Below are 16166 nucleotides of genomic sequence, written 5' to 3'. Positions count from 1 at the left end.
GATCTGAGCAAAACTAAGTTGTGGATTGATTGCGCTGGTCATTACTGATCTCGATTGGAGTTGATCAGTAAATAACGTTTGATGGGATGCTTAGGTTGTCATGAGGGGTGAATAAATCTGTGTTTCCCTAAAGATTTATAAGAATAGGTAGAGAAAATTAGATATGCAGGACGTTGACTCCCTAATTAATGTGCTCAATCTTCAGCCGCATCCTGAGGGCGGCTTTTATAGAGAAATGTATCGGTCACCGCTGATTGTTAAACCTATTAGCCTGGGTGACAGGAATGCCTATACCAGTATTTACTACCTTCTTGCGGGAGATGACTTCTCATCATGGCATCGCATTAAATCCGATGAAACTTGGTACTTTCATGTGGGTTGCGATGTGCTCATTTATTTTTTTGATGAAAATAAATTACTGCAGACCATACAGCTTGGGTTTGAATCCAGAAATTTTCAGTACACCATTCCGGCTAATACTTGGTTCTCAGCCAAATCCATAAATACATCTTCTTTCTGCTTGGTAAGTTGTGCAGTAGCCCCAGGATTTGACTTCAATGACTTTGAAATGGGAAAGAGAGATTATTTATTAGAGGAGTTTGGCCATTCCTCTAGTAGCATCCAGGCTATTAAAGCGCTTACGAGAGCGACCAAGGCATAGTCAGGCTTTTCAGCTTATGTTTTAGTGATTTTTGAGAGTACCCCTGTTGGGGCTTGGTAAATACTATTCGTAGGACTGGCTCTTGTCTTCAGTATGGGATGGCATATTTTTATATTAAGTGCAAAAACATACCTATGAAGCAAACTAATAAGGCAGATGACGTTGTCTTAAAGAGTTCATCAAGTATTGAGTTGGGGAAGAGTTTACGTAAGGCTTAACGCAGCGATGATTTCAGATTATCTCGGTAAGATGGATGAATTTGATGAGGCTGTTAGCCAATTTTCGGTAAAGTACGCCAATCAAAATGAGAAAGACTATTAGGAATTGCCTAGTGTTGTCAGAAAAGGGGTAATCAAGGCCATATCTGAAGCAGATTTATAAGTTCATGATCTCAAGACTCATTTTGCATCACTGGTGGGTCGGGCGAGATTCGAACTCGCGACCAACGGGCTTAAAGAGGTCTGATTAGCTCAGACAGGGTGGTAAATTGCTCAAGCCACTTAGCTTTTCTCCAGGCGCTCCAAAATGAGATCGGCAAGAATGGATTCATTGCCATTAAAGGCTAGCTCCATTGCTTGATAAATTTGTTCCTGCTCCAGGTCGGAGTAGTCGAGTTGATAGCCGGCTGATTCACTAAGTTTGGAGATAAAAATGCGTTGTACGCGACCATTCCCCTCTCGAAAAGGATGAAGAGCGTTTATCTCTGATAAGTAGTGAGCCAGCCGTTTTGATAGGGAGTTTGAATCTAGCTCCTTAAGCCAGTTTTCACGAGCTAGTTTGTTGAATATATCGTTTGCCGCAGATTCAATAAAGCGCACATTAGCAAAACGACTATTGTCACGACTTATATCTACTGTGCGAATCTTCCCGGCCCAGTCATATACATCTTGAAAGAGGGCTAAGTGAATGCGCTGAAGATGGGCAAGATCAAATTGACCTGCTATGGGTCTCTCTAGAATTTCAATTGATCGCAAAGTAGACAGCTCACCTTCGTAGGTGTCTAAATCTTGTGCGTTAGTTATTTCTGCTTTGTTTCGAAGTACGTCCGTACCTGGGTAGCAGTAGGTGTCATCCGCGTCGTAGCGTGACATAGCGTTGCTTAGTTTCTTCCAAAATTTGCGCAATACTCTTTTTGCCGGCAACGTAATCAGTGAGGTTTTGCTCTAACTGCTTAGTTGGAACAATGCCTTCAATCCGAGCGGAAGCCACAGCGTTAGAAACGTTGTATTGGCGAGCTTGAGATTGGTTGGCAAACTTAGTTGGCATAGCTCTATTTTAGTCGATTTGGGGGTGATTTCCTAGCCATAAAATAGCTCTAAATCAGGCTTTAAATAGCTATTTGGAGGGATGATGTAAGTAATAAAAAAGCCCCGCAGAAGCGAGGCTTAGCGTTACTGGTGGGTCGGGCGAGATTCGAACTCGCGACCAACGGATTACTGTAAGGATATCTGGCTCAATAGTCTGTCTGTTAGCGGACATATTGAGTGACGGAAATCTGAGTATGGGTTCTCTATCCCGGCTTGGCAAGCTTGTATTAATTGCAAGCAATAGTCTTCAAATGAATTCTGAGGGAATTTATTAAATTGATAAATAGATTACTAAAAGACCAAAAAGACTTGATGAGATAAGATGTGGATTAGATAATTTATTAAGATAGCATTAATTTAATAAATTGAACCTAAGCTTATTAATAAATAGATTGACTTAATTGTGACTAAATTTTTACTGACAATGCAGTACGAAGAAAATTTTTTACTTCCTATTTTTATAAAGCATTATTCCCAATTTTTTCCTTTAAATAGCATTTATGTAATTGACCATGGCTCTTCAGATAACTTTGTGCCTGAAGGGGTAAACAGAATATATATTCCACGCGACAGAGATTTTTCAGAAAATGATAGGCTGTCATTAGTTAAAAATATTGCCGATGGCCTTTTAAAATATTATGACTATGGGATCTATGCTGATTGCGATGAACTCATAGCCCTTGATTATTTCAATGAAAGTGATTTAGCTGACTACCCAGTTGTATATGTCTGTGGATTTGATTGTTATCCAGGAGTTCTTGATGGGAGTGAAAGAATTTTAGGTCTAGCTCATTCAGGAATGTGTAAGCCGTTAATTTTTAAAGAGGTACCCAATTGGAGCAATGGTTTTCATTTTTCTGATAAACATTCACCTCAATTAGAGCTTTCTATCCCTATGGCTCATGTCAGATATTTATTTCCATCGCAAATTTCCAAGAGAGTTGAGGTTCGAAAAAGAGTTTATTCATCACTTATTGCGAGGGAGAGGGATGAAGGTTTTGATATGCATTGGCATGAGGGAGATAAGACGGTTTCAGAATTTTTTGAGTACTCAACTATGCTAGAACAAAAAAATACTCAAATTTCTTTGTTTAGTAATTTTGAAAGAAATCGCCTTTTTAATGAGAGGGCTAGCCAGGGTGTCTTTGTAAAGCATTCTTTTTATGTGCCAAAAGCGGACTACAAGCTTTTGGAAGAGAGGTTTGATTTAACTGATATTTTCCCCCGATTATTAGATTAATAAAAATCACTTCTAGTTCTGGGAAATGAGTTTTTCTCTCAAGAGCTCGAGTTCTAGAGAGGGCATCGAATGCCAAAGAGAGCCTTTGAACTTAAAAATTTTCCGTTTAATTTATAAGTAACTGGGACACCAATTTTCTGCACAGTAAGTTGACTAGGGGGGGGTATACAACTGCCTAAAGTGGGTGTTTTAGCCTCGCAACCAATACATAGCCAATACATGGCGCTAAAAAAGAAAAAAGGCTTCAAAAGCATTTCGCCTTTAAAGCCTTATACATCTTGGTGGGTCGGGCGAGATTCGAACTCGCGACCAACGGATTAAAAGAAGTCGTGGCTCTTCAAAACCCTATGTAAATCAATGCATAGCAAGCGCCTAAAAGAAGTGTGCGATTGAGTGTGCGATTAATCGGATTTATAGATACCGTTGTATCAATGATTAAAAAGCCTAAGGGGTATTGTTTTGGACTCCAATTAGCACTATCATTACCTCACTACTACCCTGATGGTTTCGACTGTCAGGTGCAGGGCCTCTTCGGAGGCCCTTGCTTTTTCTAAAGAGGGTTTTGAGTGACCAAATCTAAATTAAGAACTATTGTCTATATTGATGGTTTCAATTTCTACTATGGGCAATTAAAAGATAGTCGTCATAAATGGCTGAATTTAACCAAGCTCTTCAAGACGGTCCTGGGTGAAGAAAATGAGCTAGTTAAGATCAAATACTTTACAGCTCGGGTGCAACCAACAGAGCGTGACCCACAAGTCAATATTCGTCAAGACACTTACTTTCGAGCGTTGAAAGTATATTGCCCAGAAGTTGAAACTCATTTTGGCCATTTCTTGCGTCATAAAGTATTTGCTGAGAATGCTAATCCACCACCAAATAAAATTGAAATTTTTAAGACTGAAGAAAAAGGTTCTGATGTTAACTTGGCTTTACATGTCTTAAATGATGCTTGGGCTAATGCTTATGACTGCGCTGTAATCGTTTCAAATGACTCTGACTTAGCGTCGGCTTTGCAGTTAGTGAAAGAGCAACATAAGAAAGTGATTGGCCTCGTAACTCCTGGTGCACCTAAGCGTAAGCCCTCATGGCAGCTAAAGAAGTATGCTAATTTCTTCATTCCAATTCGGCAGTGGGCCTTAGAGCAAAGTCTTTTGCCGGATGCTATACCAAACACTGAGATTACTAAGCCAAAGAGCTGGTAAAAATTCACTCTCCTGCTTATTTTTAAGTGTCTTACATTGGGGCGCCTAGCCACAAATATCAACTGATTGCGGTCTAATAAATAGCCAATTGCTCCAAGTGGATACCAACATATTCCATTTGCCCAAAAGAAAAGGGACCACATTTCTGTGATCCCTTTGTATTACTGGTGGGTCGGGCGAGATTCGAACTCGCGACCAACGGATTAAAAGTCCGCTGCTCTACCGACTGAGCTACCGACCCAGTTAAGCCATAAATTATAGCAAGAAGTTTGTAGGTCTTCCCTGGGTTTGTGGGGTCTGCCTCTCAGCCCTTGTAGTTACAAGTGGCTTATGAATTTATCCGTCTGGCAACCGGTGGATTTTTGGAAAAATAGTCCTTAATTCCTCTCAAAATAGCCTCTGCAATCCGATCTTGGTAGCCGTCATCATTCAACCTAGCCTCTTCCTGTGGGTTGCTAATAAAAGCGGTCTCTACAAGGATTGAAGGGATGTCTGGGGCCTTTAAAACAGCAAAGCTGGCTTGCTCTACCTTGGCTTTATGTAGGGGTGCAAATCCACCGATTTGCTTCAAGATGGAGTTGCCCACCTGCAGGGAATCTTTAATCTGGGCAGTAGTCGACATATCTAATAGCAAGTTAGCAACCTGCCTATCTTGCGTCTTGATATTGATGCCGCCAATCAGGTCAGAAGCATTTTCTTTATTGGCCATCCAGCGTGCAGCAGTACTACTTGCCCCCATTTGAGAGAGTGCAAATACTGATGCACCTTTAGCATTTCTTTCAATAAAAGCATCCGCATGAATAGATACAAATAAATCAGCTTCTACACGACGTGCTTTTTGTACTCTGACATGGAGTGGTACAAAGTAATCACCATCTCTGGTTAAGAAAGGGCGCATATACGCTTCGCCTTCAATCTTATCTTTGAGCCTCTTGGCAATAGCGAGTACGACATTCTTTTCTCTTGAGCCCGCAGCGCCAATAGCGCCAGGATCTTCGCCGCCATGGCCTGGATCAATCGCAATGGTGATCAAGCGCTTGTATTTAGCGGGCGCTGGTAATTCCTTTGGATCCGGAATAGCTTGTGCAACTGGAGCGGCTGGAGTCTTAGCAAGCTCCTTTTCTTTCTTGGTAGCGAACTGCGCAATCAGGTCCACTTCCTCATTAGATTTTTCCAGGGCGCTTTCTTTCTTGGCGCTACTTCTCACTAAAGCCATCAAAGGATCTGGTGGGGTAGTGGGGTACAAGTCAAATACCATGCGGTAGTTGTACTCACCAACCGGCTCTAGGGTAAACAGTTGTGGCTTGATCGGTTCTTTTAAGTCAAACACTAAACGCACAATGCCTGGCTGAAATTGCCCAACCCGAACTTGTGAGATATACGGATCGTTTGGCTTGACCTTGGTTACTAAATCTTTGAGGGTCGGATTTAATTCCAAGCCTTGCACATCAACCACCAAGCGATCTGGGTTCGTCAAAATCTGCTGTGTAATCGGTAGTGGTGTGTCAGATTCCAAAGTGACGCGGGTGTAGTCCTCAGATGGCCAGACGCGTACACCTAATATCTTGGCACCCCAGGCAATATCGAGCTCTGTCAGCAAGAGTGCAAAGCTTAAGAACTTCGCTGAAGTCTTGAGTGTTAGTCTTTTCGAGAGGTTGATCTTTGGTTTGATCTTTTTAGTGCTCATGTATTGCTAGGGCTTAATCTCTTGCAATGCACTAGTTCCAGATGAACTCAAGCTGTTGATCTTAATAGTGCGCTCATTCTCATCCGTACCAGCAGATAGCTGAATCTGAATATCAAAAGCGGGTAGAGTGCCCTCAGCTTTTTCTGGCCACTCGATTAAGCAAATACCAGGAACATCAAAATGCTCTGCAAATCCTGCTTCTTGCCATTCTAGGGGATCACGCATGCGATATAAATCAAAGTGGTGAATAGTGACTGCTTGCTCTTTTAATTGCAGTGGGTAAGGCTCGCACAAAGTATAGGTAGGACTCTTTACCTTGCCGTCATGACCCAGTGCCTGAATGAGGTATCTGGCAAAAGTAGTTTTGCCGGCGCCAAGATCGCCCTCTAAGGAGATATTTAAGTGTGAATCTGGCTGCTTAGTCAGAAAGTGCTCAAAACTGGCTGCTAGATGCTTAGCAAGAGAGGCGGTATCGGCTTCCTGCCTACAATAGAGTTCTATTGCTGTAAGAGGGATTGCCTTCGTTGTCGTTGCCGGTGTTTGAGCCATTCCCCTAGTTTATTCAATATTTGCGCTACATTCTGTATTCCATATGCTTTTATCTACTAGCCCTCAATCCTTAGATGAGTCCAATCTGCGTGATTGGCTCAATGCCCAAGCGACTAAGCTTGGGTTTGATGGATTGCGGATTACTGACACCCATTTAGGATCTGCGACTGATCGCCTAAAAGAATGGCTTGAGCAGGGTCGTCACGGCCAAATGGAATACATGCAGCGCCACGCTGATTTACGCTCTAATCCCGAACTCTTGGTTCCCGGGACCGTGCGCGTGATTTGTGTATCCATGAATTACCTCCCACCCGAAACTGATTTTGATACTGAGTGGCAAAGACTAAAGGATCCTACTCAAGCAGTGGTATCAATGTATGCCAGGGGGCGCGACTATCACAAAGTACTTCGTAATCGCTTGCAAGAATTTGCCCAACTCATCGAAGAACGTATTGGTAAATTAGGCTATCGCGTATTTACCGATTCAGCTCCATTAATGGAAGTAGAGCTAGCGCGCAAAGCGGGATTAGGTTGGCGTGGCAAACATACGCTTTTACTCAATCGAGAATCTGGCTCCACGTTTTTCTTGGGCGAGATCTTGGTTGACGTTCCGCTTCCATTAGATCAAGAGATTGAAGAGCATTGCGGAACTTGTACATCTTGCATTGATGTGTGTCCAACGCAAGCCATTACTGCGCCATATCAATTAGATGCTAGAAGATGTATTTCTTATCTTACGATTGAGAATCCTGACTCCATCCCAGAGGAGTTCAGAAAAGCCATGGGCAACCGCGTATACGGTTGTGATGACTGCCAGCTCATTTGCCCTTGGAATAAGTTTGCTAAGCGCACTGAGCTACCAGACTTTGCAAGACGTCATGGCTTGGGGCATGCAAGTCTGTTGCATTTATGGTCTTGGACTGAAGCGGAGTTTGAGCAACGCCATGAAGGCAGCGCTATTCGCAGAATTGGTTATAGCCGCTGGCGTCGTAATTTAGCGGTAGCAATGGGTAATGCGCTGGCAAACTCTGCTGTAGCAGATACCGATAAGTCAGCAATACGCTCGGCTTTAAATACGGCCCTCGTAGATGCTAATGCTTTGGTGGCCGAGCATATTGAATGGGCCCTAGGCGAATGCAAGGCTTAAAAAGTGACTAGGCTTACAATTAATCTATGTCATCTGCAGACCAGCCCTATATTGATCCTAGCGAAATCGCGCTAGAGGAGTCTACGGCGCAACGCTTTAAAAATCCAGGTGATGCCTTTTGGTCTGGTATTCGGGATGCGGCAGGTGCTCCTGCAATGGTGCTCTTTGCTGGCATGGTGGGCTTTGGTGCCATGGGTAAAACCAATGGCTTTGATGTTTGGTTCACCACCTTTACTTCATTCTTCATGTTTGCGTTACCGGGGCAGGTTGTCTTGCTCGAGATGGCGATTACAGGATCATCTGTTGTTGCAATCGCATTAGCAGTCACGCTCACATCAACGCGCTTTATCACCATGACAGTGACGCTCTTTCCACAGTTTCATCAAAAAGATCGTAATCGCAGTTTGTATGCTTCCGTGCATTTGCTGGCAATGACAGCATGGGCTATCTCCATGCGCGAGTTTCATGCGATTGAAGTGAAGCATCGCCTCAGTTATTTTGTTGGCTTGGGATTACTATGTTGGCTAATCTCTATTCCGGGAACCATCTTAGGCTTTTACTTGGCTGGCATGGTGCCTCCCGCTGTGACTCTAGGCCTTGTCTTTATTAACCCACTGTTCTTTTTGCTGACTTTCACTGAAGTGAAGCCCTGGATTAATCGCATTGCGATTTTCTTAGGCTGCATCTTTGGACCAATCTTCTTTGTGCTCGATCGCGATACCAGTTTGTTAACTTCTGGCTTGGTCGCAGGTACTCTGGCTTACTTTATTGATCGCAAGTTCTTACGCAAGAAATCTGGAGTGGTTGGATGAGTGCTATAGATTCTATGGCTAACGCGCTTTCAGGCTGGGGCTTGTGGATCGCCTTGGTGGGCGCATGTGTTGGTACATACTTTTGTCGCGCGATTGGCGTATTGCTATCGCAAAGCATCAACCAGGATAGCGAAGTCTTCCGCTGGTTAGCTGCTGTGACCTATGCAATGGTTGCTGCTTTAACAGTGCGCTTGATTGTGATGCCTTTAGGCTTGATGGCTACAGTGCCTTTGTGGATCCGCATTCTGATCTGCGCCTTAGCAATTGGCGTGATGATCTCAAAGCCAACTCGCCGCTTGGTTCCAGCCTTATTGACTGGAACCTTGTTGATGGTGAGTTACGGCGTGATTCGTTAATAGGCTAATTCTTTAAGCTGAGAGATGTGCTGCCAAAATTCTGGCGATATGCACAGCTTCTCGTTGAGTGCCATCGGCAATTTGATGGCGACAGCTCGTACCATCTGCTACCACCCAACTATTCGGTGACTTTCGAATACTCGGCAATAGACTGGCTTCTGCCATTTCCTTAGACACTTCAATATGCTCCGCCTCATAACCAAAGCTACCAGCCATACCGCAGCAAGATGATTCAATCAGCTTAGGCTCTGCATTGGGAATGAGTTTGAGTAATTCCATTGCCGGAGTTACTGCGGCAAATGCTTTCTGATGACAGTGACCATGAAATAACACTGACTTATCAGCTGCCTTCAGGTTCAATTTGAGCTTGCCTGCTCTTACTTCACCAGCCAAGAACTCTTCTAGTAATTGCGCTTGCTTAGAAACAGTCACAGCGCGATCGCCAAAGCCCATTACTAAGGCTTCATCCTTCAGGGTAAATAAGCATGAAGGCTCTAAACCAATAATCGGAATGTTTTTATCAGCATAGGGCGCGAGGTGATCAACCAACTCACCAAGCGTTTCTTTAGCTTTATCAACCATGCCCGCAGCCAAATAAGTTCTGCCACAGCAAAACTCTTTGGAACAGCCGTTTTCATTGGTATTGGCTTGGTTTATTTTGTTTGCTTGACTCTTGTGCGGAATATGCACTCGATAGCCTGCAGCATTGAGTACTTTCAATGCTGCTTGTAGGTTTTCATCTTCGAAATAAGCATTAAAGGTATCAGCTAATAGAACAACACCTTTGCCATCGGTATTGCTAGCCAGTTGCTCTGGCGTGTATTGATAAGAATTTGCCCCCTGCTGGTTCCAGAAAGTCTTGCTCTTCCAGATCGGTAGGCTTCTTTGTGCAGAAATTCCCATGACCCACTCTTGTAGTGTTGCAATGGGTTTAATGTGATTGCGTAAGTTTAATAAGGTCGGCAAGAATGGAATGCCGCTAATGGTGTAGGCATATTTAGGTAAATAGGCAACCGCCAAATCTCGTAAGGAGTGACCAACTCGCTTCTTGTAAGCAGATAAGAACTCAATCTTCATCTTCGCCATATCCACACCAGTGGGGCACTCGCGACGGCAGGCCTTGCAGCTCACACACAGCTCCATGACGTCCTTAATGGCGTCGCTTGCTAATGGAGAAGATTCGGGCGATGTTCCACTTTTTAGATCGAGTTGATTCGAAAGCGCCAGGCGCAAAGTATTTGCTCTGCCGCGGGTAAGGTGCTTCTCATCACGTGTCACGCGATAGCTAGGGCACATTACTTCAGCATCAAACTTCCGGCAGTGGCCATTGTTATTGCACATCTCTACTGCTTTAGCTAACCCCATAGCGGGATCACCACCGGTGCCGGGTGCAGTGGTTGCCTCTGTGACAGGATCGTTCTGCACGTTCCAAGCAGACCAATCTAATGCAGGCTGTAATGGAATAACTTTATAGCTTGGTGTAAACCTGAAGTTACTTGCGTCATCCATCTTTGGTGGATCAATGATCTTGCCAGGATTAAATAATCCCTTTGGATCAAATGCATGTTTAATTTCAGCAAGGGCTTCTGTAATCTTTGGACCAAACTGCCAAGAGATCCATTCACCACGGCAAAGGCCATCGCCATGCTCACCGCTATAAGCGCCTTTGTATTTGCGTACTAAGGCAGAAGCTTCTTCAGCAACGGCACGCATCTTTTGGGCGCCATCTCTGCGCATATCCAAAATAGGGCGCACATGCAGTGTTCCTACAGAAGCATGGGCATACCAAGTGCCACGTGATCCATATTTAGAAAAGACATCAGTGAGGGCCTGGGTGTAATCAGCCAAACTCTCTAGAGGAACCGCGCAGTCTTCAATAAAACTCACTGGCTTGCCATCACCTTTAAGGCTCATCATGATATTCAGGCCTGCTTTACGCACTTCCCACAAGTTCTTCTGTAAGGATGCATCAGGCATGGGCACTACTGAGCCCGGTAAACCTAAATCACTCATAAGCTCTTGTAAGGCTTTGAGCTTCTCAAGCAATGGTGCATGAGACTCACCAGAAAATTCTACTAATAAGATGGCTTCTGGAGTCTGCGTTGTGTGATCAATTAAGGCAGTTTCAATAGTTTTCTTAAAGCTGGGATTGCTACGCGCTAGATCAATCATGGTGCGATCAACTAACTCAACAGCGGTAGGGCCAAGCTTCACAATATGCTGTGCGCTATCCATTGCTTTGTAGAAACTAGCGAAGTTCACAATGCCTAATACTTTGTGTTGTGGCAAAGGCGCTAGCTTAAGCTTGAGTGACTTAAAGTACCCAAGGGTGCCTTCGCTACCTACCAATAGATGAGCAAGATTCACGCTGCCATCTTGGGTGTAAGGCAACTCACTTTGTGGATTAAAGATATCCAAGTTATAACCAGCTACACGCCTTAGAACCTTCGGAAAGCGCGCCTCGATTTCTGGTTGGAGAGTCGTAGCTAAGTTTTTAACAAAATCACCCAACTGCTTTGCCGCACCAGTACTGCTTGCATAATCGCTAAAGTTCGCAATTCTGCCGTCTGCTAGCCAGGCATCAATACCTAAAACGTTGTGGACCATATTGCCGTAAGCAATCGAGCGGCTGCCACAAGAGTTGTTGCCTGCCATGCCACCAATAGTCGCTTGCCCAGCAGTAGAGACATCAACTGGATACCAAAGACCATATTGCTTTAGTGAGCCGTTGAGGTGGTCTAGAACAATGCCAGGCTCAACTTCTACATAGCCTTTGTCCAGATTGAGGTCTAAAACATTTCTGAAGTATTTGGTGTTATCAATGACTAAAGCCGCACCAGTAGTTTGTCCGCATTGACTAGTGCCTCCTCCACGCGGTAGAACTGGCACACCCATTTCTGCTGCAATCTGTATAGCGCTAGCAATATCTTGCGCAGTCTTTGGTACAAAAACCGCAACTGGCATCGCTTGATAAATAGATGCATCAGTCGCATAGCGCCCACGACTTGCGCTATCAGTCATCACATCGCCAGAAGTCTCTTGGCGTAAGCGCTTAGCGAGCTCTACCTGATCCACCATGAGTTCTTTAAGGTCTAGAGGCTTATTCATGATTTGACAGTTTCTAACGGGGATTCGGATTGGAGTAATTGAGCTACTACATCACGTTTATTTCTGACGTGTTGGATCATAATTTTGCGCATACGAACACTGTCGCGTGCCTTAAGGGCATCAAGCATCTCTTGGTGTTCTTCAACTGCCTTCTCCCATTTCACGCCATCCTGATTGGAGCGAAAGCGCAAGGCTTCGATGCGTGCATTGACTTGAGTAAATAGCTTAGACAAAACAGGATTGTTTGCCGCCTGATTAATTAAATGATGAATGCGTAAATTGAGTTTGTAATAGCTCGATAAATCACGACGCGCATAAGAAGCCATCATTTCATATTGAAGGGCTTCTAATTCAGAGAGGGTGGCATCATTAATATTCTTGGCTGCTAATTCTCCGGAGAAGCCCTCGAGATCTGCAATCACATCAAACGTATTCAAAACATCTTCAAGACTGAGTTGTACGGCGATGGCACCACGATTGGCGATTAATTCCACTAAGCCTTCGGCAGCTAGCCGGCGAATCGCTTCACGAATGGGGGTGCGAGAGACATTGAGACTCTCGGCTAATTCGCGTTCATTGAGTTTGCTACCTGGGGCAATCTTGCCTTCAACCAAGAGGGATCTGAGCTTCTCGAAAGTAGCTTCATGCAAATTTTGTGAATTTGGCTGTTCTAGTACTGTCATGGATCAACCCCCGGCCTTAATAATTTGTATACAAAATAAGAATAAACGATCTTAAAGCATAAATATAGCCTTTAAATGCTTAAATTAGGCTTTATTCTGGTGAGCATTGAAAATAATTTGTATGCAAAATGGAAATTTCCCAAAATTTGGCATACACTAGTGCCAGAAATAACTACCTATAAACACTTTAAAAGTGAGACACAGCATGTTGAAACTTGATAACCACGCATCAGGACGCCATTTTTTACATATTCCTGGCCCAAGCCCTGTTCCCCCACGCGTACTGCGTGCCATTAGCTATCAAACGATTGACCATCGTGGTCCAGAGTTTGGTGCATTTGGTCTGAAGGTATTAGATGGCATCCAAAAGATTTTCAAAACTGAGCAACCAGTCATTATTTATTCAGCTTCTGGAACGGGTGCTTGGGAAGGCGCATTAGTAAACGTTCTTAATCCTGGTGACAAAGTGCTGTTCTATGAAACTGGTCAGTTTGCTAACTTGTGGCGGGCCCTTGGTAAGCGCCTTGGTTTGGATGTGGAAGTAGTTGGTAAAGCGGGACAAGACTCTTGGCGTTGGGGTGTTGATGCATCCGTGATTGAAGAGCGTTTACGTAAAGACACTGGTCATGAGATCAAAGCGGTTTGCGTTGTGCATAACGAAACTTCGACCGGCGTGACCTCCAATATTGCTGCAGTTCGTAAAGCGATTGATTCTTTAAAGCATCCAGCCTTATTGCTCGTAGACAGCGTATCTGGCTTGGGTTCAGCGGACTATGAGCATGATAAGTGGGGCGCTGATGTCACTATCTCTGGCTCACAAAAAGGCTTGATGTTGCCGCCAGGTATTGGCTTTAATGCCTTATCACCAAGAGCAATTGAAGCCAGTAAAAATAACAAATTGCAAAAAGCCTATTGGGCTTGGGATGAAATTCTCGAATCCAATAAAACAGGTTACTGGCCAACTACACCGAGCACCAATCTCATGTACGGATTGCATGAAGCGATGGACATGATGATGGCCGAGGGATTGGATACGATTTTTGCGCGTCACCAACGTTTAGCTGCGGCTTGTCGCGAAGCGGTCAACGCATGGGGTCTGGAGATTCAGTGTCAGGATAAAGATTGCTACTCACCTGTACTCACTTGTATTGCGACACCAGAAGGTATGGATGCGGATGTGTTGCGTAAACATGCTTTGGAGAAATTCAACCTATCTTTGGGAACTGGTTTGGGCAAGATCAAAGGTAAGGCATTCCGTATCGGCCATTTGGGCGATTGCAATGAACTGAGCTTGATGGCCGCCCTTAGCGGGGTAGAGATGAGTCTGGGTTCTATGGGTTACAAACCCAAGGCCAGCGGAGTCCTTGCAGCCCAAGAGTTCCTTAAATAAGAAGGACTTAGAGCAACACAGAAGCGTATTAAGTGGGATGGAGCCTGATTCTGTATAAGGAATCGCGCTACACCCCTTATAATTCAAGTACTTATATAGAAGTGCACGAAACAATCACACCATATTCGAGACAGAAAGATTAAACATGTTGGCTACTAAACCTTACTTAACTCAAGCTGATGTTCAAAAGATTTTGGATGCAGCAGATAAACATGCTGCTGCCAATAACTGGGCAGTGACTATTGCCGTTTGTGATGATGGCGGTCATGTGTTGGGTTTAATTCGTCGCGATGGTTGTGCGCCAGTATCTGCTTACATTGCACAAGAGAAGGCACGTACAGCTGCAATGGGTAAGCGCGAGAGTCGCGTTTACGAAGAAATTATTAATAACGGCCGCATTTCTTTCTTATCTGCTCCACATATTTCGGGCATGTTGGAGGGTGGGGTCAATATCGAGGTAAACGGGTTTACCATCGGCGCAGTCGGCGTTTCCGGCGTTAAATCGACCGAGGATGCTGAAACCGCTAAGGCTGGCATTGCGGCCATCCTGTAAGTTACCTTGACAAATACTGCTACTGAAATAAATTCTTCTACAGGGGTGAGCGATACCGCCACTCCTGGTGTTACCCCTCCAGCAACAATCACTTTTGCTGACTTTGGTTTAGACCCGAAAATTCAAAAAGCGGTTCTGGAGCAGGGCTACACCATTCCTACTCCGATTCAAGCGCAATCAATACCGCATGTATTAGCAGGAAGTGACTTGATGGGTGCAGCACAAACCGGTACCGGTAAGACTGCCGCCTTTGTATTGCCGATCATTCAAAAGATTTTGCGTCACGCTAGCAATAGCGCCTCACCCGCACGCCATCCGATTCGTGCGCTTGTTCTGACCCCAACTCGCGAGTTGGCCGTGCAAGTGTCTGAGAATGCAGCTAGTTATTCCAAACATACTGATTTGCGCGCTGCTGTTGTTTATGGTGGCGTGGATATGAAAGAGCAAGTCGCCATTTTGCGTAACGGCGTAGAGATTTTGATTGCTACACCAGGACGATTACTCGATCACATTGGTTCTAAAGTTGCCAATCTCTCTCAAGTAGAGATTTTGGTTTTAGACGAAGCCGATCGCATGCTCGATATGGGCTTCTTGCCTGACTTACAGCGCATCATTGATTTGATTTCTGCGCAAAGACAAACATTATTATTCTCCGCAACCTTCTCGCCAGAAATCAAAAAGCTGGCACAAAGTTATTTACGCACTCCCGTAACGGTTGAGGTAGCTCGTCAAAACGCAGCCGCCGATACGGTGAAGCAAGTAGTACACATGGTTTCGTCTGCGGATAAGCAACGTGCGATTGTGAAAGTTTTAGAGGCTCGTACCCGCGCTGGTTTATCTCGTCAGTGCATCATCTTTACTAATAGCCGTTTAGGCTGTGCAAAGCTTTCTCGTGCCTTAGAGCGTGATGGCATCAAAGCCGGCGCGATTCATGGCGATAAGAGTCAGGGTGAGCGTACTTTAACTTTAGATGCATTTAAATCTGGCGCGATTGAAGCATTGGTAGCAACCGATGTTGCTGCACGCGGTCTAGATATTCCAGACATGCCTTGTGTGATTAATCACGAGCTGCCGTATAACGCAGAAGACTTCATTCACCGCATTGGTCGTACTGGTCGCGCTGGTAGTAAAGGTGATGCGATTGCCTTGGTGGATGCCAGTGAGAAGCGCTTGTTAGACGATATTGAAAAATTGATGAAGCGTAAGTTGGATGTGCAGCCTTTGCCTGAAGGAGCGCCTTCACAAAGTCGTCCATCATCTAGCGGTTATGGTGGCTCTAGTGGATCTAGAAGCTCTTACAGCGCACCATCCAAAATGTCAGATCCTTTCTTCTATAAGCCTTATGAACCATCTGCACCCGCGGCATCTACTGCAGATGCTAGCAAGCCAGAAGAGAAAAAAGTCGGTATTACCCCGGCCAAGCCCGCTGTTGGTGCTTTGCTTGGTGGCTTTAAGAAAAAATAATTCA

Annotated in this window: 16 protein-coding genes and 1 tRNA gene; 10 read left to right on the top strand and 7 right to left on the bottom strand. The window is 44.6% G+C overall.

Going from position 1 to position 16166, the window contains the following annotated elements; genetic code table 11:
• Nucleotides 1-163: 163 nt before the first annotated feature.
• Both ICN48_RS08060 and ICN48_RS08055 read left to right on the top strand, forming a co-directional pair.
• Nucleotides 164-661 carry a cupin domain-containing protein gene (locus ICN48_RS08060; RefSeq protein WP_216153189.1) on the top strand — a complete coding sequence of 166 codons (498 nt, stop codon included), beginning with the start codon at nt 164-166 and terminating at the stop codon, nt 659-661.
• Nucleotides 662-886: 225 nt separating this feature from the next.
• Nucleotides 887-982, top strand: coding sequence for a DUF2252 family protein (locus ICN48_RS08055; protein WP_216153188.1), 96 nt, complete (start codon nt 887-889; stop codon nt 980-982).
• Nucleotides 983-1161: 179 nt separating this feature from the next.
• On the opposite strand, the gene ICN48_RS08050 is transcribed toward ICN48_RS08055, so the two are convergent.
• Together ICN48_RS08050 and ICN48_RS08045 are read right to left on the bottom strand one after the other, a co-directional pair.
• Nucleotides 1162-1752 carry a Fic family protein gene (locus tag ICN48_RS08050; protein ID WP_216153187.1) on the bottom strand — a complete coding sequence of 197 codons (591 nt, stop codon included), beginning with the start codon at nt 1750-1752 and terminating at the stop codon, nt 1162-1164.
• On the bottom strand, nt 1730-1927 hold the full coding sequence (locus ICN48_RS08045; RefSeq protein ID WP_068948940.1) for an antitoxin VbhA family protein: 198 nt from the start codon (nt 1925-1927) through the stop codon (nt 1730-1732). Before ICN48_RS08045 ends, ICN48_RS08050 begins: the two co-directional genes overlap by 23 nt.
• A 444-nt stretch (nt 1928-2371) precedes the next feature.
• On the opposite strand from ICN48_RS08045, the gene ICN48_RS08040 reads away from it, so the two are divergent.
• Nucleotides 2372-3208 (top strand): hypothetical protein, encoded by an 837-nt coding sequence (locus tag ICN48_RS08040; protein WP_216153186.1) that lies wholly within the window; start codon nt 2372-2374, stop codon nt 3206-3208.
• A 566-nt stretch (nt 3209-3774) separates the two neighbouring features.
• Nucleotides 3775-4413, top strand: coding sequence for an NYN domain-containing protein (locus tag ICN48_RS08035; RefSeq protein ID WP_216153185.1), 639 nt, complete (start codon nt 3775-3777; stop codon nt 4411-4413).
• A gap of 165 nt (nt 4414-4578) precedes the next feature.
• Here ICN48_RS08035 and ICN48_RS08030 read toward each other — a convergent pair.
• From ICN48_RS08030 to tsaE, 3 genes are all read right to left on the bottom strand, one after another.
• Nucleotides 4579-4654, bottom strand: a tRNA-Lys gene (locus tag ICN48_RS08030).
• 87 nt (nt 4655-4741) lie between these two features.
• Nucleotides 4742-6100 (bottom strand): N-acetylmuramoyl-L-alanine amidase, encoded by a 1359-nt coding sequence (locus tag ICN48_RS08025; RefSeq protein ID WP_216863769.1) that lies wholly within the window; start codon nt 6098-6100, stop codon nt 4742-4744.
• 6 nt (nt 6101-6106) lie between these two features.
• Nucleotides 6107-6649 carry a tRNA (adenosine(37)-N6)-threonylcarbamoyltransferase complex ATPase subunit type 1 TsaE gene (gene tsaE / locus ICN48_RS08020; protein ID WP_216153184.1) on the bottom strand — a complete coding sequence of 181 codons (543 nt, stop codon included), beginning with the start codon at nt 6647-6649 and terminating at the stop codon, nt 6107-6109.
• A gap of 43 nt (nt 6650-6692) precedes the next feature.
• Between tsaE and queG the strand changes: the two genes are divergently transcribed.
• Genes queG through ICN48_RS08005 form a run of 3 tightly spaced genes read left to right on the top strand, consistent with a single transcriptional unit; the run spans nt 6693 to nt 8964 of the window.
• Entirely contained in the window at nt 6693-7796 is a 1104-nt protein-coding gene (queG, locus tag ICN48_RS08015; protein WP_216153183.1) for a tRNA epoxyqueuosine(34) reductase QueG, read from the top strand.
• A gap of 26 nt (nt 7797-7822) precedes the next feature.
• Entirely contained in the window at nt 7823-8608 is a 786-nt protein-coding gene (locus tag ICN48_RS08010) for an AzlC family ABC transporter permease (protein WP_216153182.1), read from the top strand.
• Nucleotides 8605-8964 carry an AzlD domain-containing protein gene (locus tag ICN48_RS08005; protein ID WP_216153181.1) on the top strand — a complete coding sequence of 120 codons (360 nt, stop codon included), beginning with the start codon at nt 8605-8607 and terminating at the stop codon, nt 8962-8964. Before ICN48_RS08010 ends, ICN48_RS08005 begins: the two co-directional genes overlap by 4 nt.
• 12 nt (nt 8965-8976) lie before the next feature.
• On the opposite strand, the gene ICN48_RS08000 is transcribed toward ICN48_RS08005, so the two are convergent.
• Nucleotides 8977-12072, bottom strand: coding sequence for an FAD-binding and (Fe-S)-binding domain-containing protein (locus ICN48_RS08000; RefSeq protein WP_216153180.1), 3096 nt, complete (start codon nt 12070-12072; stop codon nt 8977-8979).
• Nucleotides 12069-12755, bottom strand: a complete 687-nt coding sequence (locus ICN48_RS07995; protein ID WP_216153179.1) for a GntR family transcriptional regulator — start codon at nt 12753-12755, stop codon at nt 12069-12071. Before ICN48_RS07995 ends, ICN48_RS08000 begins: the two co-directional genes overlap by 4 nt.
• 205 nt (nt 12756-12960) lie before the next feature.
• On the opposite strand from ICN48_RS07995, the gene ICN48_RS07990 reads away from it, so the two are divergent.
• From ICN48_RS07990 to ICN48_RS07980, 3 genes are all read left to right on the top strand, one after another.
• On the top strand, nt 12961-14145 hold the full coding sequence (locus tag ICN48_RS07990) for an alanine--glyoxylate aminotransferase family protein (protein WP_216153178.1): 1185 nt from the start codon (nt 12961-12963) through the stop codon (nt 14143-14145).
• 148 nt (nt 14146-14293) lie between these two features.
• The gene (locus ICN48_RS07985) at nt 14294-14698 is read left to right on the top strand and encodes a heme-binding protein (RefSeq protein ID WP_216153198.1); all 405 of its coding nucleotides are present in this window, start codon (nt 14294-14296) and stop codon (nt 14696-14698) included.
• 6 nt (nt 14699-14704) lie between these two features.
• Nucleotides 14705-16162, top strand: coding sequence for a DEAD/DEAH box helicase (locus ICN48_RS07980; protein WP_216153177.1), 1458 nt, complete (start codon nt 14705-14707; stop codon nt 16160-16162).
• The last annotated feature ends 4 nt before the right edge of the window (nt 16163-16166 follow it).

This window comes from Polynucleobacter sp. JS-Safj-400b-B2 (assembly GCF_018881975.1).
Lineage (GTDB): Bacteria > Pseudomonadota > Gammaproteobacteria > Burkholderiales > Burkholderiaceae > Polynucleobacter.
This window is presented reverse-complemented; position numbering and strand designations above follow the sequence as displayed.

Excerpts from the sequence above, each read along its gene's own strand:
- ICN48_RS08005 (WP_216153181.1), top strand. The coding sequence starts at position 8,605 with ATGAGTGCTATAGATTCTATGGCTAACGCGCTTTCAGGCTGGGGCTTG.
- ICN48_RS07990 (WP_216153178.1), top strand. The coding sequence starts at position 12,961 with ATGTTGAAACTTGATAACCACGCATCAGGACGCCATTTTTTACATATT.
- ICN48_RS08050 (WP_216153187.1), bottom strand. The coding sequence starts at position 1,752 with ATGTCACGCTACGACGCGGATGACACCTACTGCTACCCAGGTACGGAC.
- ICN48_RS08060 (WP_216153189.1), top strand. The coding sequence starts at position 164 with ATGCAGGACGTTGACTCCCTAATTAATGTGCTCAATCTTCAGCCGCAT.
- ICN48_RS07995 (WP_216153179.1), bottom strand. The coding sequence starts at position 12,755 with ATGACAGTACTAGAACAGCCAAATTCACAAAATTTGCATGAAGCTACT.
- ICN48_RS08000 (WP_216153180.1), bottom strand. The coding sequence starts at position 12,072 with ATGAATAAGCCTCTAGACCTTAAAGAACTCATGGTGGATCAGGTAGAG.
- ICN48_RS08025 (WP_216863769.1), bottom strand. The coding sequence starts at position 6,100 with ATGAGCACTAAAAAGATCAAACCAAAGATCAACCTCTCGAAAAGACTA.
- ICN48_RS08045 (WP_068948940.1), bottom strand. The coding sequence starts at position 1,927 with ATGCCAACTAAGTTTGCCAACCAATCTCAAGCTCGCCAATACAACGTT.
- queG (WP_216153183.1), top strand. The coding sequence starts at position 6,693 with ATGCTTTTATCTACTAGCCCTCAATCCTTAGATGAGTCCAATCTGCGT.
- tsaE (WP_216153184.1), bottom strand. The coding sequence starts at position 6,649 with ATGGCTCAAACACCGGCAACGACAACGAAGGCAATCCCTCTTACAGCA.
- ICN48_RS08010 (WP_216153182.1), top strand. The coding sequence starts at position 7,823 with ATGTCATCTGCAGACCAGCCCTATATTGATCCTAGCGAAATCGCGCTA.
- ICN48_RS08055 (WP_216153188.1), top strand. The coding sequence starts at position 887 with ATGATTTCAGATTATCTCGGTAAGATGGATGAATTTGATGAGGCTGTT.